General features: G+C 37.0%; 15 protein-coding genes. All 15 read left to right on the plus strand.

What is annotated here, in order from left to right:
* The first annotated feature begins 11 nt into the window (after positions 1-11).
* The 15 genes from FEF17_RS14355 to FEF17_RS05115 all read left to right on the plus strand — a co-directional run bounded on the left by FEF17_RS14355 (position 12) and on the right by FEF17_RS05115 (position 24092).
* Positions 12-2171 (plus strand): carbohydrate binding domain-containing protein, encoded by a 2160-nt coding sequence (locus FEF17_RS14355; protein ID WP_211342467.1) that lies wholly within the window; start codon positions 12-14, stop codon positions 2169-2171.
* A gap of 318 nt (positions 2172-2489) precedes the next feature.
* On the plus strand, positions 2490-2837 hold the full coding sequence (locus FEF17_RS05050; protein ID WP_139001262.1) for a hypothetical protein: 348 nt from the start codon (positions 2490-2492) through the stop codon (positions 2835-2837).
* Between the two features lie 481 nt (positions 2838-3318).
* Complete coding sequence (locus FEF17_RS05055; RefSeq protein ID WP_139001263.1) at positions 3319-6507, plus strand: glycoside hydrolase 5 family protein; 3189 nt, start codon at positions 3319-3321, stop codon at positions 6505-6507.
* Positions 6508-6514: 7 nt separating this feature from the next.
* Positions 6515-7966, plus strand: a complete 1452-nt coding sequence (locus FEF17_RS05060) for a glycosyl hydrolase family 16 (protein ID WP_139001264.1) — start codon at positions 6515-6517, stop codon at positions 7964-7966.
* Positions 7967-8001: 35 nt separating this feature from the next.
* Entirely contained in the window at positions 8002-8847 is an 846-nt protein-coding gene (locus FEF17_RS05065; RefSeq protein WP_246046785.1) for a glycoside hydrolase family 16 protein, read from the plus strand.
* Between the two features lie 18 nt (positions 8848-8865).
* A complete protein-coding gene (locus FEF17_RS14470) occupies positions 8866-11061 on the plus strand; it encodes an immunoglobulin-like domain-containing protein (protein WP_211342468.1) in 2196 nt (731 codons plus the stop codon).
* Positions 11062-11189: 128 nt separating this feature from the next.
* Positions 11190-14600, plus strand: a complete 3411-nt coding sequence (locus FEF17_RS05075) for a hypothetical protein (protein WP_139001266.1) — start codon at positions 11190-11192, stop codon at positions 14598-14600.
* A 5-nt stretch (positions 14601-14605) separates the two neighbouring features.
* Positions 14606-15784, plus strand: coding sequence for a glycoside hydrolase family 17 protein (locus tag FEF17_RS05080; protein ID WP_139001267.1), 1179 nt, complete (start codon positions 14606-14608; stop codon positions 15782-15784).
* 2 nt (positions 15785-15786) lie between these two features.
* Entirely contained in the window at positions 15787-17073 is a 1287-nt protein-coding gene (locus FEF17_RS05085; RefSeq protein ID WP_139001268.1) for a glycosyl hydrolase family 17 protein, read from the plus strand.
* 59 nt (positions 17074-17132) lie between these two features.
* Positions 17133-18581: a glycoside hydrolase family 30 protein gene (locus tag FEF17_RS05090; RefSeq protein ID WP_425552644.1), complete on the plus strand. Its 1449-nt coding sequence runs from the start codon at positions 17133-17135 to the stop codon at positions 18579-18581.
* A gap of 27 nt (positions 18582-18608) precedes the next feature.
* Entirely contained in the window at positions 18609-20039 is a 1431-nt protein-coding gene (locus tag FEF17_RS05095) for an MFS transporter (protein ID WP_139001269.1), read from the plus strand.
* Positions 20040-20085: 46 nt separating this feature from the next.
* Positions 20086-20706, plus strand: a complete 621-nt coding sequence (locus tag FEF17_RS05100) for a hypothetical protein (RefSeq protein WP_139001270.1) — start codon at positions 20086-20088, stop codon at positions 20704-20706.
* Between the two features lie 62 nt (positions 20707-20768).
* Positions 20769-21680, plus strand: a complete 912-nt coding sequence (locus FEF17_RS05105) for a glycoside hydrolase family 17 protein (protein ID WP_139001271.1) — start codon at positions 20769-20771, stop codon at positions 21678-21680.
* Between the two features lie 31 nt (positions 21681-21711).
* Positions 21712-23142 (plus strand): MFS transporter, encoded by a 1431-nt coding sequence (locus tag FEF17_RS05110; protein WP_139001272.1) that lies wholly within the window; start codon positions 21712-21714, stop codon positions 23140-23142.
* A 20-nt stretch (positions 23143-23162) separates the two neighbouring features.
* Positions 23163-24092, plus strand: a complete 930-nt coding sequence (locus FEF17_RS05115; protein WP_139001273.1) for a glycoside hydrolase family 17 protein — start codon at positions 23163-23165, stop codon at positions 24090-24092.
* The last annotated feature ends 86 nt before the right edge of the window (positions 24093-24178 follow it).

Here is a 24178-nt window from a genome sequence, read left to right on the forward strand (position 1 = left end):
AAATTAAAAAAATGAAGAATAACACCATACATATTATGTTAAGATTTAATATCATGCCTTTCCTGATGTTAATATCATTTCTAGTGTCTGCGCTATTCACTTCTTGTGTTCAGGAAGATGATATTCCACCTGTTTCTGCTTATGTAGAACCGCCACCACCAGAACCTGGAGAAAATATAATAGAAGCACCAGTGTTTAGTGAGGTTCCTGTCGACTTTGAGACATCAAATCCGGAGTTTGAGAGTTTCGGAGAGTTAAACGGAGATGTAATTATTACAGTAGTTGAAAACCCAGTTTCTGGAGGAATTAACACGTCAGGTAAAGTTGTAGAGGTGAAGTACTTGGCCGGAACGGAACCATGGGCTGGATTTTTCTTTGATTTAGCAGAGAAAGTTGATTTTTCTGTTAATAGAACGATAAAAATAAAAGTGTATTCTCCTGAAGTTGGGCAGAATATTACGCTAAAATTAGAAGATATTGAAGACGCTAATGTTAACAAGGAAATACAAGCACTTACAACTGTTGCAAATGAATGGGAAGAACTGTCATTTATATTCTCTCCGGGGGATGATGCTAAATTTGATAAGGCGGTATTGTTCTTTAATTTCTTGGGAGATAAGGATGCAGATGTAACCCATTATTTTGATGATATCGTTCTTGTAGAAGGAGATGATACTGGTGGCGGAAATGACGAGGCACCAACTTCTGCGGCGCCAGCACCAATATTACCAGAAGCAGAAGTAATCTCAATTTATAGCGATGCATATACACCTATTACTGTAAGTGAATTACCAACAGAATGGTCTGGCTCAGGTTTTGAAGAAGTTCAAATTGAAGGCAATAATACCATTAGGTATTTCGATCTCGATTTTACAGGAATCGTAACAGATTATGGAAACCCTACCGATTTATCATCTAAGAGTTTTGTGCATTTTGATTATTGGACTTCTGATGGCACAGAATTTGGAATTAAACTTGTAAACACAACTTATGGTGATGGTGACCCATTAAAAGAAGACTTGCAATCTGTAGGCACGGTATCGCAAGGTCAATGGGTAAGTGTGGATATTCCATTAGATGATTTTGCATTCGACAGATCTGGAGTCACTCAAATATTATTTGATAATTTGGCTGCCGAAAAGATTACGCTTTTCATAGACAACCTCTATTTCCACAATGGACAGCCTAATATGCCACTTACTGCAGCCCCTGCACCAACATTTGATGCTGCCAATGTAATCTCCATTTATAGCGATGCATATACGCCGATTACCGTAAGTGAATTACCAACAGAATGGTCTGGGTCTGGTTTTGAAGAAGTTCAAATTGAAGGAAACAATACCATCAAGTATTTCGATCTGGATTTCACAGGAATTGTAACTGACTATGGAAACCCAACTGATTTGACAACTATGACCCACGTGCATTTTGATTACTGGACATTCGATGGGGTAGAGCTAGGAATTAAACTTGTAAACACAACTTATGGTGATGGTGACCCATTAAAAGAAGACTTGCAATCTGTAGGCACGGTATCGCAAGGGCAATGGGTAAGTGTGGATATTCCTTTAGACGATTTTGCGTTCGACAGATCTGGAGTCACTCAAATATTATTAGATAATTTAGTGGTTGACGATGCAAGTATCACCGTTTATATAGATAATTTGTTTTTCTATAATGATCCAACAACACCAAATACGGCTGCTCCTGCACCAACTGTAGATGCAGCAAATGTGATATCAATTTATAGTGATGCATATACGCCGATTACCGTAAGTGAATTACCAACAGAATGGTCTGGGTCTGGTTTTGAAGAAGTTCAAATTGAAGGAAACAATACCATCAAGTATTTCGATCTGGATTTCACAGGAATTGTAACTGACTATGGAAACCCAACTGATTTGACAGCCATGACTCACGTTCATTTTGATTACTGGACATTCGACGGAGTGGAGCTTGGGATTAAGCTTGTAAATACAACTTATGACCCTATCCAAGAGGACTTGGAATCTGTAGGAACGGTAACCCAAGGACAATGGGTAAGTGTTGATATCCCATTAGATGATTTTGCATTCGACAGATCTGGAGTCACTCAAATATTATTCGATAACTTAGTTGTTGACGATGCAAGTATAACTGTTTATATTGATAATCTTTATTTTTATAAGTAGTTAAAAATACAGTTAAATAAATATTTTTTTTAAGCTCAAACCCCCTTCTTTATAACTTTAAAGAAGGGGGTTTTTTTATTGTCCAATTCTCAATTATATTCTGCTAACAATATGTATTTCAAGTAAATTAGAAAATTCTGTTAGAAAAATTATTCCAACCTATTTTGCAATAATGCAAATTATGTTCTTTGCTTTTTTTGCTCATTCTTGCGGGGGGAGTGAGGATATTTCTGGGGCACCGTCCAACTTGAATTAATCTATTATTATTCAGGGGGCCGACACCAATAGCCCTAATGGCGATGGCCCTTGGAGTATTTCATGTTTATCAACACAAATAATGCAGTGCGCTATGCTTTTAAGTTTAATGGGGGTGAGTTAAAGGAAAGTGCTGATGGGACTATAGAGCATACTTTTACTAAAAAAGGCACAAATACTTATGCTGTTTTGGTAATTGCATATTCAATTACTGGAGAGTCAATAAACATGACACAATCGGTTCGGGTGTTTCAATCAAATACAGTAGACACTTTGGTTTTTTCAGATGAGTTTGACCAAGATGGAGAGGTTGATTCCTCTAAGTGGCTGTTTGAAACGCTGCCTCCAAATAATGGAATTTGGTGGAATGGTGAAAAACAACATTATACTGACTGGTTGGTTTCGTATTAATCCTGATTTTAACCAAAGCGAAATGGAAATTGATTATGTAAGGGTTTACTGGTAGATAAAACATGATCTATTTGGCTTTTTTTTGTATAGAGTATCACTTTAGATTAAATATCCCAACACAACAGCTTGTCTTCAATTGTTAGTATTGTGCAGTTGTATAAGCTTAAATTTAGTTTTGGGTTTTTATAAAACATACAACATTCCCGAAATACACCTATACATTACCACAACATAAGGCTTTTTTAAGAATTCTGTATGGTTTATCTCATTTTAGCAAAATCACTCTAAAAGCCTATGAATGTTAAGGCTTTGGCAAATTTTAGGCTTAAATATTATGATGTATGTTTTTTGTTGAGGTCTTTTTTAAGGAATTAGCAGTCTTTTCAGATAAATTTATCAAACTATACAATTCACAAATGCTATGCTCGATATGGTGTTAAGAGAATTACTCGTTAATGAACAACTTAAAATAACTATAACTATGAAAAACAATCTTCTAAGATTATTGCTATTCTTATTTACAGTCTCAATTTTTGCTCAGGCAAATAAAGTAGAGATCGTCAGTAGTGAAGAAGGCCAGAAACTGGTGGTCGACGGCAAAGACTTTATGCTTAATGGTGTGAATTGGGATTATGTTCCCATAGGTACCGATGTTACCAATGCCAATTTTTATGAGCAACCAGACGACATCATAAAGGCTGGATTGGATACTGAAATGGGTCTTTTAAAGAACATGAATGTTAATGTAATAAGACAATATGTAGGCGTGCCAGCGAAATGGGTAACCTATATTTATGAAAAATATGGGATTTACACTTTGTTAAATCATTCATTTGGTAGATATGGGCTAACATTAGAAGGCGTTTGGACTCCAGTTACAATTTACTCAGATGAAAAAACACAAGAACAACTTGTGTCTGATATGATTAATTTGGTTGAAGAATACAAAGATGTTCCTGGGATTTTGATGTACATGATGGGTAATGAAAATAACTACGGACTATTTTGGCAAGGAGCAGAAACAGAAGATTTTCCTGATGGTGAAGAAAAAATTAATGCGGTTGGAGAACTTCGTGGGCGCCCTATGTACAAGCTCATGAACGAGGTTGCTCTCAAAATGAAAGCAATGGATCCAAATCACCCGGTTGCAATTTGTAACGGAGATGTTTTGTTCATTGATATCATAGCAGAAGAATGTAAAGATATTGACATATATGGAGCTAATACTTATAGAGGAGAATCATTTGGTGACTTCTTTCAAGTGGTTAAAGACAAGCTTGGCATACCACTCATGTTCACAGAATTTGGTGCAGATGCTTATAATGCTCTTGAAAATAAGGAAGATCAATACTGGCAAGCACACTATAATTTATCAAACTGGAAAGAAATATATGAAAACGCTGCAGGTTTAGGCAAGGCAGGAAATTCTATTGGAGGTTTTACATTTCAATTTAGTGATGGTTGGTGGAAATTAGGTTTTGATAAACGTAAAGATGCTGACACACATGAGACAGGAGCTTCATGGAGCAATGGAGGTTATTATCACGACACAAAAAACGGTTCAAATAATATGAACGAAGAGTGGTTTGGTATTTGTGCTAAAGGGCCAACAAGCGAAAGAGGCCTATACGACTTATATCCTCGTGCCTCATATTATACACTTAAGGACGCACATGCGCTCAATCCGTACGATGAAGGCATGACCCCTGAATTCCTTGATAATTATTTTAATAATATCAACATAACAGAAGCCATGTTGAAAGCGCGAGGCGACAAAGCAGCATTAGACGCACAATCAGGCGGAAAAATTAGGATAAGTAATTTAAGAGCAGAGTTTACAACCTTTAATACCGGAGGTTCTTTAATTACTACACCAGAAACAGCAAATCCAGACGAAGAAACATTCCCAAATCAATTAGGGTTTGACCACATGCAATCATATTACGTTGGTGTAGCTGGAAGCCCATCGCCAGGAATGAAGGCAGAAGTAAATTTCAATATTATTGGCAATGTTGCTCAAAACCCAATAAATGAGATTTTTTATGAAAATGTAGGACGTCCTGTTACAGTTATGAACTCTAATGGAGAAGAGGTTGTTATAACAGACAACAATAGACTACGTGTTTATAATGCAGAATATGAATGGAATACCAAAGTGGCCGATATTAGAGGTTTTTATAGAACAGGTCATTACCACTGGGGGTATGAGGGTGATTTCTTTGGGTTATATCCGGAAGCAAATTATGGCCCAAATTTAGACATTTACAACGGTGAAATCCTAGGAATGGAAGTAGATGGAAAGGGTTCTTTAAAAGGTCTAAAAGCCGCCTTTGGCCCACAGTTATGGTGGGGAGCTAACCCAACAGCACTTTTAAAATATAGAACAAAATTAAAGCATTGGGACATTACAGGTATATATCACAGAGACTTTATAACAGAACTGAGGTTTGATGAAAATGGTCAGCGTGTCTTAAACCAAAATCAGGTTGCCAGTGGTATAATTCCGGGGTGGCCAATGGAAAGGGCTACTTTGGCTTTAGAGAAAGAATTTGGAAAACTAGGTATTTCTTTAGGAGGTATCTGGGGAGGAAGACCATTAAACGGAAGTACATTTCAAGATGTGAGAGGAGAACCTGGAAATTACACGGTTTATCAAGACAAAATTAATTCTGATGATAATTGGGGTGGAAAAGCAAAAATAACATACCAAGGCGGTAAGTTTAATTGGTATGCACAAGCAGCTTATATGGGCTTAGTTGCTAATGGAGGACCAGATGCGACTAGAACATTTACGGGCTGGAAGCTAAAAGATTCTGGAAGCGGTAATCAAACCAACATCCTTTCAGGTTTTACTTTTTCAGTAGGCGACTGGCAAATTGCACCAAACTTTTTATGGCAAAAACCTTTGGTTGACGCCATACCAAATGATGTTACAGCTCCAGGAAGATTACGAAACTTTATTGATGATCCTTTTGCAGTTCGAGGTAATAGAGAAACAACGGCAGGAGAATTACTTTTAACTTTTGACCCAACACCTGGCTCATGGTTTTACGAGTGGGATAATGACCGTGCAGAGGATGCAAAAATAGCCTTTAATTTAGGTTTCGTATATAGGCACCATCCAACAGCACAAGACGCACATATTGGATTTTTAGCCAATCGACAGTTTTTCGCATTCCCACAAGCAGCACCAGCACAAGATTTATGGGAAATAAGTTCTCGTGTTGTTTCCAAAGTTAGTCCAGATATAGGTATTATTGGAAACTTTTATGGAGGTAATGCACAGGCTAATGGTGATAGCGATAGAACCATAGAGCGTTTTGGTGGTGACATTAAAATGATTTATAAAAAATGGAAAATAGAATACCAAGTTAAGATTAACGATTGGGGACCTTTTGATTATCACCGCGATTTTAACTTAACGTTCCCAGTTCAAAACATGATTGACATTTCGACCTCAATCGGGAAACCAGATTGGTTTATTCTGCCTAGTACTAAGATTGGTCTTAGAGGTATATGGCGTTCTTTGAATGAGAACTCACCAAGATATGCGCCAACGGCAGTTCCGCCAAATACGGTTCCAGCAGTTCCAGTGTTAAGTCCTGTTGGGTTCGACGATGGAAATGAATGGGAGATTAGAACATATATACATATTAACATTGGTAAATAAGATGAAAATGAAAAATATAAAATTCACATATTTTAAGTACACATTCATTTTAGTGTGTACAATGGCTCTTGTTCTTAGTTGTGAAAGAGAGCTTTCAGATGAAACATCCTTTGCGACATTTCCAACAACAGCAGAAATCTTTATTGATGCTCCTGTTGGACTTACCGATCAATTTTTTAGATCTTTTGATCCCGCAGCGGGAGCGAACACTAGCGGTTTTGGCGTGGATAATAACACAGTCTACAAAGGAACTTCGGCTATAAGAATTGATGTACCCGCCTCTAATGATCCGGAAGGGAACTTTATAGGAGGCGTTTTTGAAGATCGTGGAGCAGGAAGAAACCTTACAGGATACGATGCACTGACATTTTGGGCACAAGGAACTACATCTGGAACCATAACAGTTGGATTTGGAACCGATTTTGACACGCTGGAAGGCGAGCCCTCTTACGATGTCATAACCTCTGTTCAAATGACATCTGGATGGAAGAAGTATATAATTCCAATACCAGATCCTTCAAAGTTAATTCAAGAAACAGGAATGTTCTTATTTGCTGCCGGTGGTTTCGACCCTCTTGCAGATGGCCCGAATGGAAATGAAATCGCATGGACATTCTGGATCGATGAGTTAAAATTTGAAAAACTAGGCACTGTTTCTCAACCAAGACCAATTGCTTTCAATGGTCAGGATATAGCCATACAAACATTCACAGGAAGCGAAATAAATATTGTGGCCCAAGGTTTAGCAATAAAATACGATGTTGATGGTGAAAACTTAGAAGTTATTGGGGCTCCTGCTTATTTCAATTTTGTTTCTTCAAACACCGATGTTGCTATTGTAAATCAATTTGGTATTGCTAGTGTTATTGGAGAAGGAACCACTGAAATAACAGCTGAGTTAGCAGGCGTTCAGGCATTAGGTTCTTTAGCTGTAAGTTCTAGCGGCACATTACCACTTGCCCCTGTGCCAATGAGACCTGCCACCGATGTTAAATCTATCTTTAGTGATGCCTACACAGCAGATACTGGAAGTAACTTCAATCCAGGGTTTGGTGGTTCAACAACAGAAACCACAGAGGTTGGTGCTCCAGGAGAGTTGGTTCGAATTTATACCAATAATAATTTCACAGGAATTATTTTTGATAATACCGTGGATGCGTCAACTTTAACGCACTTACATTTAGATCTTTATACTAATGAACCAGGAACCAATGTTAATATACAAATTAGAGATATTGGAGCGAATGGCGAAATAGAAACTAATATCTTCACTGGTTTCCCAGATGGAGATGATAAGGATAAAAGATTTACCGCTGCCGGTTTAACGGTTGGAGCTTGGACATCTGTAGATATTCCTTTAGATGGAGACCTCGCGTCTCAAAAGAACAATTTGGGAGCTATTATTTTAGCTGGAGGACCAGATTTTATTTTAGATAATATTTACTTCTATAAAGAATAAGTTAGATAATTAAAATTCAAAATATGAATAAAACAATGAAACATACAAGAAACACAAAAACCTTACTGTTCATGTCTTTTCTATTGATAGCGGTTTTAGTTATCTCTAGTTGTGACACAGAAGAAACACAAACAGTGGCTACTTTTAAAGAACTTGTAATGGCAGACGAGTTTGATACAGATGGCGCACCTAACTCTGCAATTTGGAATTACGATATTGGAGATGGCACAGCAAATGGTTTACCAGCTGGCTGGGGAAACGGCGAATTGCAATACTATACAGACCGTTCAGACAATGTAACGGTGCAAAATGGCTTGTTAATTATAACGGCTAAACAAGAATCTTTTGGAAATTCTAACTATACGTCAGCAAGACTCCTAACCAAAGGTAAGTTCGAACAAACTTATGGTCGTTTTGAAGCACGAATTAGATTACCGAACGGTAAAGGTTTATGGCCAGCTTTTTGGCTTTTAGGCGATGATTCCAATGGCACTGAGATTTGGCCGCAAATTGGTGAGATAGACATTATGGAGTATGTTGGAGATGAGCCTAGTACTGTTTTTGGCACCGTGCATGGCCCTGGATACTCTGGGGGTGAATCTATAAGTAAATCATACAAATTAGACAATGATCGTTTTGATAACGGTTTTCACATTTTTGGAGTAGAATGGGGGCCAGATTATATCAATTGGTATGTTGACGATGTATTATATAACCAACTTACCCCAGAAGACGTCCCAGGAGAATGGGTGTTTAATAGAGGGCCTTTTTATATAATTTTAAATGTAGCGGTTGGAGGGGCGCTTCCAGGAAGTCCTAACGAAGAAACCGTTTTTCCACAAACCATGCTTGTAGATTACGTACGAGTATACAAACAGTAACAACTAAAAAAAAGAACAATGAAACAATTATTTAGAAAATTTAAACAAATTTCAATACTAATTTTAGCGATAGCTTTTATAGGTTGCGAAGACGATGATGCGGTTTTACCAACAGTTACTGCGGGCTTTACTTATACGCTAAGTGATGCAGGCGTGGCAACATTTATTAACACATCAGAGAATGCTAATAAATACACTTGGAGTTTTGGTGATCAAAACAATACAACTTCAAGTTTAATTGATCCTGTATTTGCCTATGATATTGGGTCTTATACGGTAAAATTAACTGCAATTAATGTTGCTGGAGCTTCAGACACGTTTGAGTCAACAATCATGATCTTAGACAAAGATGCGCCGCTAATTGCTTTATTAGGAGACTCAACAATAAATGTAACACTAGGTGATACGTTTACAGACCCGGGTGCAACGGCTCTTGATGGGGTTGATGGCGATTTAACGGCAAATATAGTTGTTGGAGGCGATACGGTAGACACTAGTACAGAGGGTACTTATGTAATAACATATAATGTTTCCGATTCTCAAGGTAATGCAGCAGACGAAGTGCAAAGGACTGTTATTGTTACGGCTGTTTCATGCGAGGCAGAAACCGCAGAATCTTATGATACAGCAGACCTAAATATTACATTTTTAACAGACCCTGAAGTTGCTGGTGGTGGCGTTAGTATATTCGAGGACAATGTAACCTACGAATATGTAAACAACCCAGATATTGACAATGATGTAAATAAATCATGTAAAGTGGGTAAAGTTACTAAATCTGGAGTGCAACCATGGGATAACCTACAAATAAATTTCGCTGATAAATTTACGTTTACAGACGGCTCAAGTATTACAATGAAAGTATACTCGCCGGTTGCTGGCTATAACGTTACCTTGAAACTAGAAGATAAAACAGATATGGATATTAATTCTGGTGATGTATTATCTACAACTCAAACCACAAAAACTAACGAGTGGGAAGAGTTAACAATTCCCTTCGGTGCTGGGGCTAGTGGCTTATATGATAAGATGGTAATATTCTTCGATTTACAAGGCGTAGCAAATACCAATGAATATTACATAGATGATATTAAATTGAACCTCGGCGGTGGCGGAGGTGGCGGCGGAGGTGGCTGCTCTGCTGAAACCATGCAGTCAATTAGTCCGTCAGATTTTAATTTAACGTTTATGACTGATCCAGGCACTACTGCCACTCAAGGGGCTGAATCAAATAAATTCTTCCAGGATAACGTGACATATGAGTATGTTGATAATCCAGATTTTAGTGGGGCGGTAAACACCTCTTGTAAGGTTGGAAAAGTAACAAAATCTAACGTACAGCCTTGGGATAATTTACAAATCGATTTCGACGAAAAGTTCACATTTGCCGATGGTGATAACTTTACCATAAAGGTGTTCTCGCCAGTATCAGGTTACAAAGTTACCCTGAAACTGGAGGATAAAACGGATATGGATATTAATTCTGGAGATAGGGAGTCTACAGCAAGCACAACCAAAACAAATGAATGGGAAGAGTTAACCATTCCATTTGGAGCAGCAGATAGCGGTATTTATGATAGACTGGTGATATTCTTCGATTTATCCACGGCAAGTACAAACACATATTACTTCGACGACTTGACGCTTAACCGTGGTTCCGGCGGCGGCGGCGGCGGCGGCGGCGGTGGCGGCGGTGGCGGCACTTGCCCAGCACCACCATCTGGAGATTTTATATCAGATGGAGATTTTGAAGCTAATGCTGATTGTTGGGGTCTTTTTGACAACGGTGGAACCACAACCATTTCTACTAGCCTAAGCAACGGAGGAGGTACTAATTCCGGTCAAATAACTACAGCTCAAGGTGCAAACCCAGGGTTAAAACAGGAAAGATTTGGAATAGGCACAATACAACCAAATACCACTTATGTAGTAACTTTTGATATTCAAGCAAGTTCGGCATTAATAGATGGCGCGGTTTTCCAAGCATATACGTTTTCAGAACCAGCTGATGGATCTAATATCCCTGCAGTTCAGCACGTATTAATAGCTGGAGACGCAAGTGTTACGGCAGGTTGGGCGACTCGAACATATGAGTTTACGACTGCTGGTAATGTAGACGGAGGCGTTTCTCTATTATTCGAGTTAGTTTGCGGAGGAGCAGCAACTTGTGGAGGAACTATAAATATTGATAACGTTTCTGTAGTTGCAAAATAAATTATAAAACCAAATAGAGGCTAGCTAAATTTTACTAGCTAGCCTTTTTTATATAACAAGAATCATAACTGTAAGAATTTAAAATTCTCAACACAGTTTTTCTAGACAAACCAAAAGTTTCTAACCAGATGAAAGAGGTAAAAGGAGAATTAGTAAATCTTAATGGAGAACTATTCTATAAGATTTCGAATAGCGATAAAATGCGTCCATTTTTTATGAGCATTGTTAGCGATTCTAATCACTGGATGTTTATATCAAGTAATGGCGGTTTAACCGCAGGAAGAATAAATGCAGAATCGTCATTATTTCCATATTACACGGACGATAAGATTAACGAAATGGCCGAAACTACCGGGTGTAAAGCCATTTTTCAAGTTATAAAAGATGGAAATACTAAGCTTTGGGAGCCGTTTTCTATGCGCCAAATGGGCATCTATAAAACGGAATCAAATCTTTATAAAAATATCTATGGAAACAAAATCGTTTTTGAAGAAAAGAATTTAGACCTAGATCTAATATATCGTTACGAATGGAATTCTAGCGATAAATTTGGGTTTGTTAAGAAGTCTACTTTAATTAACGAATCGGATGATGTGGTTAAGGTTCGGGTTGTGGACGGTGTTCAAAACATACTTCCTAGTAATGTTACTTCTGATTTACAGAATGGTAGAAGCAATTTAGTTGACGCGTATAAGCGAAGCGAACTAAAAGAAGAGGTTGGTTTGGGAATTTATGCGTTAAGCGCCGTTATTGTTGATAAAGCGGAGCCAAGTGAATCTTTAAAGGCTAATATCGTTTGGTCTACAGGCATTGCCAATGCAACTTATTTATTGTCTTCATTGCAGTTGGATAACTTTAGAAGAGGTGAAACCGTAATGCAAGAAGTTGATGTTAAAGCGGAAAAAGGGGCATACTTTGTTTCAACCAATATAGAAATTTCTGCTGGTTCAAAAGAAGACTGGATGTTCATAATGAATGTAAATCAATCCATTTCAGATGTGGTTGAAATCTCTGAACTTATAAAATCTGAAAATAACATTCAACAATTAATAGAAGAGAATATTGAGTTAGGCACAAAAACCCTTGTAGAATTAGTTGCGGCTTCAGACGGTTTACAATTAACAGACGACCCTTTAATTAACATGCGTCATTTTTCAAACACACTTTTCAATATAATGAGAGGCGGTATTTTTGATGATGCTTATACTATTGAGAAAGGCGATTTTGTTAAATATATACAACAAGCTAACAAAAATGTTTTCGGTGAAAAAACCAATATTTTAAATGGGCTCCCAGATACGTTAACCCTTGAAGATATCCAGGAGCTTGCGCAAAATGATGATAATAATGATTTTAAACGTTTATGTTTAGAGTATTTGCCTTTAAAGTTTAGCAGGAGACATGGTGACCCAAGTCGTCCGTGGAATAAGTTTTCCATTAATACTAGAAGTGAAGTAGATGGGTCAAAAATTTTAGATTATGAAGGAAACTGGCGCGATATTTTCCAAAACTGGGAAGCTTTAGCACACTCCTACCCTGAGTTTATCGAAGGAATGATTCATAAATTTTTAAACGCCACTACTTTTGAAGGCTACAATCCATATCGTGTAACTAAAGGCGGTTTCGATTGGGAAGTTATTGAAGAAAACGACCCATGGTCTTACATCGGGTATTGGGGAGATCATCAGATTATATATTTGTTAAAGTTCTTAGAATTTATTGAGGACCATTATCCTGGTGCTTTAGAAAAACGATTTAATGAAGACCTTTTTGTTTACGCCAATGTACCTTATGTAATAAAAAGTTATGAAGATACTTTAAAGAACCCAAAGGACACCATTGATTTCGATCATGAATTAGATCATAAAATAAATTCAAGAAGAGCGGAGATTGGTGTAGATGGGGCCTTATTAATGGATAAAGACAATGCTATTATTCGCGTTAATCTTGTGGAAAAGCTTTTGGCTACGGTGCTTTCTAAAGTATCTAACTTTATTCCAGAAGGAGGCATTTGGTTAAACACGCAACGTCCAGAATGGAACGACGCTAATAACGCCCTTGTAGGTAATGGGGTGTCTATGGTAACGCTTTACTATTTATATAGATTCTTAGATTTCTTTGAGAAAGTAGTTGCGAAGTCTAATCTTGATAATGTAGAGATTTCAGAAGAACTAAAGACATTTTTTGATAGCATCGTAAATACGTTGAATAATAATGCGCATATATTGTCTGGAGCTATTTCAGATAAAGATCGAAAAACAGTATTAGATGGTTTAGGTAAGGCGGGCAGCGATTATCGAACCACTATTTATAATGAAGGATTTAAAAATAATAAATCCTCAATAGCTCTTAAGGATGTTGCTCAGTTTATTGAGGTAACGAAGGCGTATTTAGAGCAAAGTATTGATGCAAATAAGCGTGATGATAATATGTATCATGCCTATAACTTAATGACTGTTGAAAGTGATACAGAAGTATCCATTTCCTACTTAAGTGAAATGTTGGAAGGGCAAGTAGCTGCATTAAGTGCGGGCTACCTCTCTCCTACTCAGGCTTTAAGTTTGCTAGACGGGCTTAAAAACAGCGCCCTCTTTAGAGATGATCAGTATAGTTATATTTTGTATCCAGACAAGGATCTGCCAACTTTCACAAAAAAGAATAACATTCCAAAAGAAAAGGTAGAAAACTCTAAACTTCTTAAACAACTTGTAGCAGATGGTAACCGACATGTTGTAGAACAAGACATTAAAGGAGATTACCATTTTAATGGTAATTTTAACAATGCGAACAGCTTAAAAGAGGCTTTAGATAATTTAGATTCTAATTACGACAACCTAATTGCTTCAGAAGAAAAATTAGTACTTCAAATATTTGAAGATATTTTCGACCATAAATCATTTACTGGCCGTTCAGGAACATTTTTCGGTTATGAAGGTCTAGGGTCTATTTACTGGCATATGGTTTCAAAATTACTACTTGCTGTTCAGGAAAACTGCTTGTTAGCAATCAATACTGGAGAAAACGATGTAACCATAGGTAAGTTGTTAGAGCATTATTACGAAATAAATGCGGGTATTGGCGTACACAAATCACCAGAACTTTATGGGGCGTTCCCTACAGACCCGTATTCACATACACCAGCAACTAAAGGAGCTCAACAACCAGGAATGACCGGTCAGGTTAAGGAAGATATTTTGAGTCGATTTGGTGAATTGGGCATTTTTGTAGAATATGGAAAGCTTGTGTTTAAGCCTGGTTTATTGCAGTCTAAAGAGTTTTTAAATGAAGCATCAACTTTTAAATTAACAAACGTTGAGGGTAAAGCTCAAGAAATTCATTTAGAAGCAGGCAAGTTAGGATTCACTTATTGTCAAGTACCTATTATTTATAAAAAAGCTTCAGAAACCAGTGTAGAAATTATTTCTAATAATGGAAACAAGATGCACATTGATAGTTTGAGTCTAGATATAGAAACATCTAGTTCAATCTTTGAAAGAAAAGGAGAAGTAAATCAAATTATTGTTTCAGTAAACAAGTAGATTAAATGACAGCAGCCGATATTTTAGGTAATCCAGATTATTTAGCAATTTCTTATGGAGGTTACAGGGCAAAGACCAGAGATGTTCAGCCTACAATTCCACAGCTTAAAGAGGATATGAAAATTTTAGCAGCCATGGGTGTTAAAATTCTAAGAACCTATAATGTACAATTAAAACAAGCTTCTAACCTTTTAAAGGCCATTTCTGAATTGAAATCAGAATCTTCTGATTTCGAAATGTACGTTATGTTAGGCGCATGGATTGATTGTAAAAATGCATGGACGGATTTAGTCCCAAACCATGAGGTTGAAAGTGAGCAAAATGCAGAAGAAATAGATCGAGCCGTAGCCCTCGCCAAGCAATATCCTGATATTGTGAAGATTATTGCTGTTGGAAATGAAGCCATGGTTACTTGGGCAACTAGTTATTTTGTGCGTCCTAATGTTATTCTAAAATGGGTAAAATATTTACAAGATTTAAAGAAACATGGTGAACTACCGCAAGATTTGTGGATTACAAGCTCAGACGATTTTTCTTCTTGGGGAGGTGGCGATCCAAGTTATCATACAGAAGATTTAAATGAACTAATAAGAGCAGTTGATTATATCTCTATGCATACATACCCAATGCATAATTCTCACTACAATCCTGCGTTTTGGCAGGTTCCTGAGGCCGAATATCAATTATCAGATCTTGAGAAGATTGAATCTGCGATGCAGCGCGCTTTAGTTTTTTCACAAGAACAATTCGACGGTGTGGCCAATTATATGAGAAGTTTAGGCATTAATAAGCCAGTGCATATTGGAGAAACTGGATGGGCAACATTATCTAATGAACATTATGGAGCAGATGGCTCGAAGGCAGCAGACGAATATAAATCGGGACGATATTTTCAGTTAATGCGCGAATGGACAAATAAGGAACATATTTCTTGTTTCTATTTTGAAGCATTTGACGAGCAATGGAAAGATGAAGCTAATCCATTAGGGTCCGAAAACCATTTTGGACTAATAAACCTTAAAGGAGAGGCAAAATATGCCATTTGGGATTTAGTGGAAAATGGAGTTTTTAAGGGCCTGACTAGAGACGGATACCCTATTACCAAAACGTATAAAGGTGATGAGGAAGACTTAATTGATGGGGTTCATGTGCCACCACAAAAAGAAAGAATATTAAATTACTAATTATGAAAAAATACATAATAATTTGTTTGTTGTGTTTTATATGGTCTTGCAATAATTCTAAAAAGAATGAAGTGAAAGGAGTTGAAGAAACGAAACAGCTAACTGCAAAAGATATTTTAGGAAACCCAGAATATTTGGCAATGTCCTATGGAGGTTATAGGTATGCCGATCATAGTATTGAACCCACGTTAGATGAGCTTAAGGAAGACATGAAAATTTTGTCGGCTATGGGCATAAAGTTAATACGTACTTATAAACTTCTAAAACCTCAAGCTGCTAATTTGGTAAAAGTAATTAGCGACATGAAAAAAGAAGATCCAAGTTTTGAAATGTACGTTATGTTAGGGGCATGGGTAGATTGTAAAAATTCATTTAATTCAGGTGATGGAGAACCAGATCATAACATAGAGAATGAGGAAAATCCTGCCGAAATAGGACGTGCTGTGGCGTTAGCAAATAAATATCCAGATATTGTAAAAGTTATTGCGGTTGGAAATGAAGCTATGGTTAAATGGGCAGCATCTTATTATGTTGAACCTTGGATTATTTTAAAATGGGTCAATCATCTTCAAGACTTAAAGAAAGAAGCAAAATTGCCTAAAGATTTATGGATAACAAGTTCCGACAATTTTGCCTCTTGGGGAGGCGGAGGTGAAGAATACCATGTCGAAGATTTAAATAAACTTATTAACGCAGTTGATTTTCTTTCGGTGCATACCTACCCTATGCACGATACACACTATCAGCCGGAATTTTGGTTAGAACAAGAGGGTTTTGAAGGAAAGACAGATATAGAAAAGATAGATGCTTCAATGTTAATAGCCAAAAACTATGCTATTAATCAGTATGAAAATGTAAAGAAATATATGGAAAGCCTTGGAATTAACAAACCCATTCACATTGGAGAAACAGGGTGGGCGAGTTTTTCTTCTGGTCATTATGGAACAAAAGGATCTAAAGCGTGTGACGAGTATAAAGAAGCCCTATATTACCAGTACATGAGAGATTGGACCAATGGAGCCGACATGTCGTGTTTCTATTTTGAAGGCTTTGACGAACCATGGAAAGGCGGAGAGAATTCTGGAAATTCAGAAAAGCATTTTGGGTTATTAAAAGTAGATGGTAAAGCAAAATATGCACTTTGGGAAGAAGTAGATAAAGGTACATTTGAAGGATTAACTCGAAATGGCAACCCGATTACCAAAACTTATAATGGAGACAAAGAAGCTATGATGAAAGATGTTGAAGTGCCTCCAACAGAAGATGAATGGCGAGCAAATCAACACTAAAAAGCATTATTATAATGAAAGGTTTAAGATCCATAATAGTTTTTACAGTAGCAATACTTATGATAAGTTGTAATACAGAAGATAAGACACTTGCCATCGAGGTTTTTGAAACTTCTGAGGCTGGTAATAAATTATCTAAAATAACAGAGTTTCAAAATGCTGAAGAAAAAGTAGTTTTAAAGTTAAACCCTGACGAAAAACTTCAAACCATTACTGGGTTTGGAGGGGCCTTTACTGAATCCTCAGCGTATTTGTTAAACAAACTAAGCAAAGAGAACCGTAAAAAGATAATTGACGCTTATTTCAGTAAAGATGGAGCGCACTACTCTTTAACAAGAACACATATGAATTCTTGCGACTTTTCAGTAAGTAATTACTCTTACACACCTATTGAAGGTGATAAAGATTTAGAACATTTTACCATTGAAGAAGATAAAGACGATTTAATTCCTTTTATTAAAGAAGCTATGGCAGCATCGACAGACGGCTTTAAAATTTTTGGCTCGCCATGGACTGCAGCACCCTGGATGAAGGATAATAATAATTGGGTTGGCGGTAAGTTGCTGCCTGAATATTATGACACCTGGGCGCTATTTTTCTCAAAATATGTAGATGCCTACAAAGCCGAAGGTATTGATATTTGGGGTTTTACAGTTGAAAATGAACCATTAGGCAATGGTAACAACTGGGAGAGTATGCACTATTCTCCGGATGAAATGACCAATTTTGTAATGAATCATTTGGGTCCCAAACTAGAGGCAGATGGGAAGGGCGATTTAAAAATTTTAGGATACGATCAAAATAGAGAACACTTAAAAGAGTGGGTAGATTCTCAATTTAAAAATGAAGAAACATCTAAATATTTTGATGGCACGGCCATTCATTGGTATGCCAGCACTTTTGAGGTATTTCCAGAAGAGTTACAATATGCTCACAACAAGGCGCCAGAAAAACTTTTAATTCAATCTGAAGCCTGTGTGGATGCTGAAATTCCTGTTTGGCAGGATGATGCGTGGTATTGGAAAAAAGAAGCTACAGATTGGGGTTTTGAATGGGCTCCAGAAAAGGACAGGCACATGCATCCTAAGTATGCACCTGTAAATCGTTATGCCAGAGATATCATTGGATGCTTGAACAATTGGGTTGATGGATGGGTAGATTGGAATATGGTTTTGGACACCAAAGGAGGGCCAAATTGGTTTAAAAACTGGTGTATTGCACCCGTAATTGTTAATCCAGTTACTGATGAAGTTTACTTCACACCACTATATTATACTATGGCGCATTTTAGCAAGTATATTAGACCTGAAGCTGAGGTTATTGGTCTTGAGAACTCAGATAAAAAATTAATGGCAACAGCCGCTATAAACCCCGACGGGTCAATAGCAATAGTGCTTTTTAATGAACATAATACCCCAAAACATATTAGCCTATTATTAAAGGATAAACATGTAGATTTTGCAATAGATGCGCAAGCAATTCAAACTATTGTAATTCCTACCAAATAATTTATTAACTAACTAAACTAAGAAAATATGGCAAATGTAAAAACAGCTGGATCAGATAGAGTGCCCTTGGGGCAAAAAGCCGCATTTGGAGCGGGGCATTTGGTCTTGAACTTATATCCTGGAGCCTTAGGGTTCTTTATGTTCTTTTTGTTAACAGCTTTTGGAATGGATCCTTTTCTAGCAGGACTTTTAGGAGGGTTACCACGGTTTTTCGACGCGGTAACAGATCCAATTATGGGTTTTGTCTCAGATAATACAAGTTCAAAATGGGGAAGACGAAGACCTTATATTTTCGTGGGAGGCATATTGAGTGCAATAACATTTGTTTTGCTCTGGCAACTCGATGAGAATAATTCTTCAGATTACAATTTTTGGTACTTTCTAATCATGTCTATGGTATTTCTTATTGGGAATACTATGTTTGCCACACCTTTAGTAGGTTTGGGTTACGAAATGACTTCAGACTATAACGAACGAACGCGTTTAATGGCATTTTCACAAACGGTTGGTCTTTTAGCCTGGGTAATTGTACCTTGGTTTTGGGTAATTATTGCCGATCCAGATTTTTTTAGTAATCAAGCAGAAGGTGTTAGGACCATGGCAATTTATGTGGGAATAGCTTGTTTTCTTCTAGGGCTTTTGCCTGCAATTTTTTGCCGAGGTATGGATTCGGCTAATATGGGCAACAGGAAAAAACTAACTTTTACTTCAATATTTAGTAATTTAAAGGACTTATTTATAAGCATAAAAGAGGCTGTAAGGAACAAACCATTTATGAAGTTGTGTGGCGCAACTTTCTTGGTGTTTAACGGGTATCAGATTGTGGCATCATTTAGCTTTTTTATATTCGTTTTTTATATTTTTAATGGAAGTTACGAGGCTACATCAACATGGCCAGCATGGTTTAGTTCTATTGGGGCTTTAGTTTCGGCATTTTTAGTAATTCCTATTGTATCAAAAATGGCTACAAAATGGGGAAAAAAGAATGCTTTTCTTATTTCAACAGCACTTTCAATAGTTGGATATGCTATGAAATGGTGGGCTTTTACACCAGAAAATATTTGGTTTTCATTTATTCCTATACCTTTAATGTCTTTTGGTTTAGGGAGTTTATTTACTTTAATGATGAGTATGACTGCCGACGTTTGTGATTTGGATGAACTTGTAAACGGCATGCCGCGAAAAGAGGGTACTTTTGGAGCTTTATATTGGTGGGTTGTAAAACTTGGTCAAGGACTAGCACTAGTTTTAGGTGGCCTAGTATTAAAACTAATAGGATTTGACGGTAACGCTGCTACCCAAACGGTTGATACGTTAACAAAATTAAGAATAGCAGATATCGTTATACCTGTAGTTACTGCAGGTTTAGCAATTTGGATTATGTGGAAGTATAGCCTTTCTGAAGAAAGAGCTAAAGATATTAAAGCACAATTAGAAGAAAGACGAGGCGTGTTATAACAATCTTGAATTGTTAAGTCGAACATAGAATTAAAAACACAATAAGATGTCAACAAAAATCATAATCATAATAGGGGTTGTATTAATATTAATTGCAATCTTAAGCGGTTTAAAGAGAAGTATTATTAGCACCAAATTTGGAATTCCTGCAGGAATTCTAGGTGTTTTAATGTTGATTTATACGAGTTATTCATCAGATCTTGTTAAATACAACAGACAAATTGAACAAATTTCAATAGGAAATAAACTAAAAGTTGAAGGCCCGGTGAATATCACTAAGGTTATTTCGCCTATAGATAAGGATTCCGTAGATTGCAGAATTTTAACCATGGGGGTATATCCAGAGTCAAATGAAAATGATATATGGGTATTAATTCGCCCTACAGACGACAAGTATTACCCACAATCTGACCATACAAATACCTCCTACAAAAGAGACGGAGAATGGCAGGTTGTAACGCGTTTTGGTGGTGACTTAGGAGAAGCTTACGATTTAATCGTATATGAAGCTGATGCATCAGCTTCAAATTTCTTTAGTGGAACCATTGAACAATGGAAACAGGCCGATAGCTATCCTGGGCTGGAATTAGAGGAATTACCCCTGGGAGCAAAGGAAGTAGATAGAATTAAAGTATATACAAGAAAAAACTGTAGAGGAGTATTTTAGTAATCTTAGATTTCCGCTACTTCAATAATTAATAAAGTATTAAGTAAATAAATTAAAATAAAATGTCTTACAGAGAAGAATCATATTACAAGTCTAATTATAGTCAAATAGCAACTAAAGGGATAAACCTTTCCGACTATTCAATTGAAGAATTAAAGGCTTTATGGCGCAAAACCATTAACGATGGCTTTCATGGTATTTGTTTTAGTATGTATAAAGATGGTCAATCACCAGGTGACAATATAAGCATGGAACAAGTGGAGGAGCGTGTAAAAATATTAAAACCATATGCTGGCGCCATTAGATCGTTTTCTTGTATCGAGGGGAATGAATATGTACCAATAGCAGCTAAAAAACATGGGCTTAAAACTTTAGTTGGAGCATGGCTTAGTAATGACAAGGAAGATAATGAAAGAGAAATTCAAGGACTGATTGAGCTTGCAAAAGCTGGTAACGTGGATGTTGCTGCCGTTGGTAACGAAGTGTTATATCGAAACGATTTAACACTAGAAGAGTTAGTTGGATATATTAACCGTGTTAAAGAAGCCTTAGTAGGATTAGACATTCCTGTTGGCTACGTAGATGCCTATTATGAGTTTTCGAGACATCCTATTTTGGTTGAAAGTACGGATGTCGTATTAGCAAACCTATACCCCTATTGGGAAGGCTGCCCTATCGAATATGCTTTAGGGCACATGCAAGCTATGTATGGCTCTGTGGTTGATGCGGCTCAAGGAAAGCCAATAATCATTACCGAAACAGGATGGCCAAGTCAAGGAGGAGGTTTAGATGGTGCTATTGCAAGCGATGAAGCTGCGATGAAGTATTTTATAGACACCATTAGATGGACGAACGAGAACAAAATACCAATTTTTTACTTTTCATCGTTTGATGAATCTTGGAAAACAGGTGACGAAGGTGATGTTGGTGCATATTGGGGGCTTTGGGATAAGCATGAAAATTTAAAATTTTAAAGACAAGTTTTATTATTAGGAGGGATAAATTATGGCTATAACCAAAGTAGAATCAAGAGCGAAGGTAGCATTAGGTCAAAAAGTGGCTTTTGGTATTGGTATGCTTGCTAACCAATCGTTTCCTGCAATTCTTGGTATATTTATGGTTGTATTGGTTCAGGATTTGGGTTTTCCAGGATGGATGTGGTCCCTTATTTATTTTTTCCCTAGAATATTTGATGCCATAACAGACCCAATAATGGGTTATATTTCAGATAATACCAAGTCGAAATGGGGGCGTAGGAAACAATATGTTTTCATTGGTGGAATTATCATGGGAATTGCCTACATATTCATGTGGCAACTTTTTAAGGAGAATACCTTACAGTTTAATTTCTGGTATTTCTTTTTGTGGTCAATAATCTTTTATTTAGGGCTTACCATTTTTAGTGTGCCTTATGTAGCCATGGGTTATGAGATGAGTGACGATTTTCATGAGCGTACGAGCATTATGGCTGTGGCTCAATGGATAGGCCAATGGGCATGGGTTATTGCTCCTTTGTTCTGGATTATTATGTATGATCCAGATTGGTTTCCGTCAGCGGAGGTAGCTGCGAGGCAGTTAGCAGTATGGGTGGCTATACCTTGCGCTATATGTGCCATAGTTCCGGCCATATTTATAAAGAGTAAATCCACTTTAAATGAAGACTACCAACCTTTAAAATTGACAAACATTGGGAGTAGTTTAAAAAAGATTTTTGTTGACAGTTTTGCTGAGGCCTTAAAAATTAAAGAATTCAGAAAATTATGTGCAGCAACATTTTTAATCTTTAATGCATTCAACACCGTTGCTGCGTTAACTTTTTTTGTTATTGTATATAAACTGTTTAATGGAGATGCTGCAGCTAGTGGTATTTGGGTGTCGCTATTTGGCTGTTTGGGTGCGTTGGGTACTACATTTATAGTAATACCTACGGTAACATGGATGTCACGGATAATGGGTAAGAAAAAGGCATTTTTATTGTCCCAAGCGATATCGGTTATTGGGTATATAATGCTTTGGTTTTTATTTATTCCAGGTAAACCGTGGATGTATATTATTGCATTACCATTTTTTTCATTTGGAATAGGGAGCTTATTCACCATTATGATGTCCATGACTGCAGATGTTATTGATATTGATGAACTCAATACAGGTTTACGAAGAGAAGGTATATTTGGAGCCATTTATTGGTGGATGGTTAAGGTTGGATTTGCAATTGCTGGAGGATTAAGCGGAGTTATTATTGCTTTTGTAGGATTTAATCCTGAACTGGCCACTACAGATCAGCAATCGGCAGTGGATGGGTTACATGCTTTCTTCTGTTTCTTCCCAATGGTAGGAACGCTAATTGCCATGTATATTATGTGGGATTATGATGTTACTGAAGAACGAGCTAACGAAATAAGAGCCGCATTAGATAAAAGAAAAAGTGAATTATAAAATTTTAAGAGTTAGAGAAGATGTCGTCTTATAGGTCACATAAAATATTGTCTTTGTCAGGGTATGATTTAGACAATAAGACGCCAAAAGGGTTACAAAATGTTTTTAAAAGAGTTTTAAAAAAAGGCATGCATGGAATTGGTTTTAGTCCTTATGAAGAAGGTCAAGAACCAGGTGACCAGCTTACCGAAAAACAGATAAAAAGACGCTTGAAGCTCATTAAACCATATACGGAATGGGTGCGCTCCTTTTCATGTACAGATGGTAACGAACTAATACCCAAAATCGCCAAGGAAATGGGTATGAAAACCATGGTGGGCGCATGGTTAGGAGATAATGCGAAGATTAATGCAAAGGAAATAGAAGGATTAAAGAGATTAGCAAACGAAGGCCTGGTAGATGTTGCTGCTGTTGGAAATGAAGTTATGTACAGAGGGGATTTAACCGAAGATGAGTTGTTAGATTTCATATACGATGTTAAAAAAGACATTACCAACGTGCCAGTGGGCTATGTAGACGCGTACTATGAGTTTGCGCATAGACCTAAAATCACTGAAGCGTGTGATGTTATTTTAGCAAACTGCTATCCGTATTGGGAAGGCTGTAGCATTGAATATTCCCTTATCTACATGAAGGATATGTACCACCAAGCTGTTAAAGCTGGAAAAGGTAAAAAGGTTATTATTTCAGAAACAGGATGGCCTAGTGAGGGCGAAGGATTAAATGGCGCATTTCCTTCAAAAGAAAACGCCATGAAATATTTTATCAATACGCAGTTGTGGTCGCAGGAAGAAAATGTAGACGTTTTTTACTTTTCATCTTTTGATGAATCCTGGAAAGTGGGATCAGAAGGCGATGTAGGAGCATATTGGGGACTTTGGGACAAGGATGAGAATCCAAAGTTTTATACCAATCGACTTAAATTAAAAGGTAGCAAATTATTTCTTTAAGAGAACTTCTACCTCAAAACCTTTTGTGGTTTTATTTCGGATTTTTTTGATATTTTTATTATTATAAACTCCCTGGCTTTTATTTA

The organism is Hyunsoonleella aestuarii (assembly GCF_006148925.1).
GTDB classification, from domain to species: Bacteria; Bacteroidota; Bacteroidia; order Flavobacteriales; family Flavobacteriaceae; genus Algibacter_D; species Algibacter_D aestuarii.

Excerpts from the sequence above, each read along its gene's own strand:
- FEF17_RS14355 (WP_211342467.1), top strand. The coding sequence starts at position 12 with ATGAAGAATAACACCATACATATTATGTTAAGATTTAATATCATGCCT.
- FEF17_RS05050 (WP_139001262.1), top strand. The coding sequence starts at position 2,490 with ATGTTTATCAACACAAATAATGCAGTGCGCTATGCTTTTAAGTTTAAT.
- FEF17_RS05055 (WP_139001263.1), top strand. The coding sequence starts at position 3,319 with ATGAAAAACAATCTTCTAAGATTATTGCTATTCTTATTTACAGTCTCA.
- FEF17_RS05060 (WP_139001264.1), top strand. The coding sequence starts at position 6,515 with ATGAAAAATATAAAATTCACATATTTTAAGTACACATTCATTTTAGTG.
- FEF17_RS05065 (WP_246046785.1), top strand. The coding sequence starts at position 8,002 with ATGAAACATACAAGAAACACAAAAACCTTACTGTTCATGTCTTTTCTA.
- FEF17_RS14470 (WP_211342468.1), top strand. The coding sequence starts at position 8,866 with ATGAAACAATTATTTAGAAAATTTAAACAAATTTCAATACTAATTTTA.
- FEF17_RS05075 (WP_139001266.1), top strand. The coding sequence starts at position 11,190 with ATGAAAGAGGTAAAAGGAGAATTAGTAAATCTTAATGGAGAACTATTC.
- FEF17_RS05080 (WP_139001267.1), top strand. The coding sequence starts at position 14,606 with ATGACAGCAGCCGATATTTTAGGTAATCCAGATTATTTAGCAATTTCT.
- FEF17_RS05085 (WP_139001268.1), top strand. The coding sequence starts at position 15,787 with ATGAAAAAATACATAATAATTTGTTTGTTGTGTTTTATATGGTCTTGC.
- FEF17_RS05090 (WP_425552644.1), top strand. The coding sequence starts at position 17,133 with ATGATAAGTTGTAATACAGAAGATAAGACACTTGCCATCGAGGTTTTT.
- FEF17_RS05095 (WP_139001269.1), top strand. The coding sequence starts at position 18,609 with ATGGCAAATGTAAAAACAGCTGGATCAGATAGAGTGCCCTTGGGGCAA.
- FEF17_RS05100 (WP_139001270.1), top strand. The coding sequence starts at position 20,086 with ATGTCAACAAAAATCATAATCATAATAGGGGTTGTATTAATATTAATT.
- FEF17_RS05105 (WP_139001271.1), top strand. The coding sequence starts at position 20,769 with ATGTCTTACAGAGAAGAATCATATTACAAGTCTAATTATAGTCAAATA.
- FEF17_RS05110 (WP_139001272.1), top strand. The coding sequence starts at position 21,712 with ATGGCTATAACCAAAGTAGAATCAAGAGCGAAGGTAGCATTAGGTCAA.
- FEF17_RS05115 (WP_139001273.1), top strand. The coding sequence starts at position 23,163 with ATGTCGTCTTATAGGTCACATAAAATATTGTCTTTGTCAGGGTATGAT.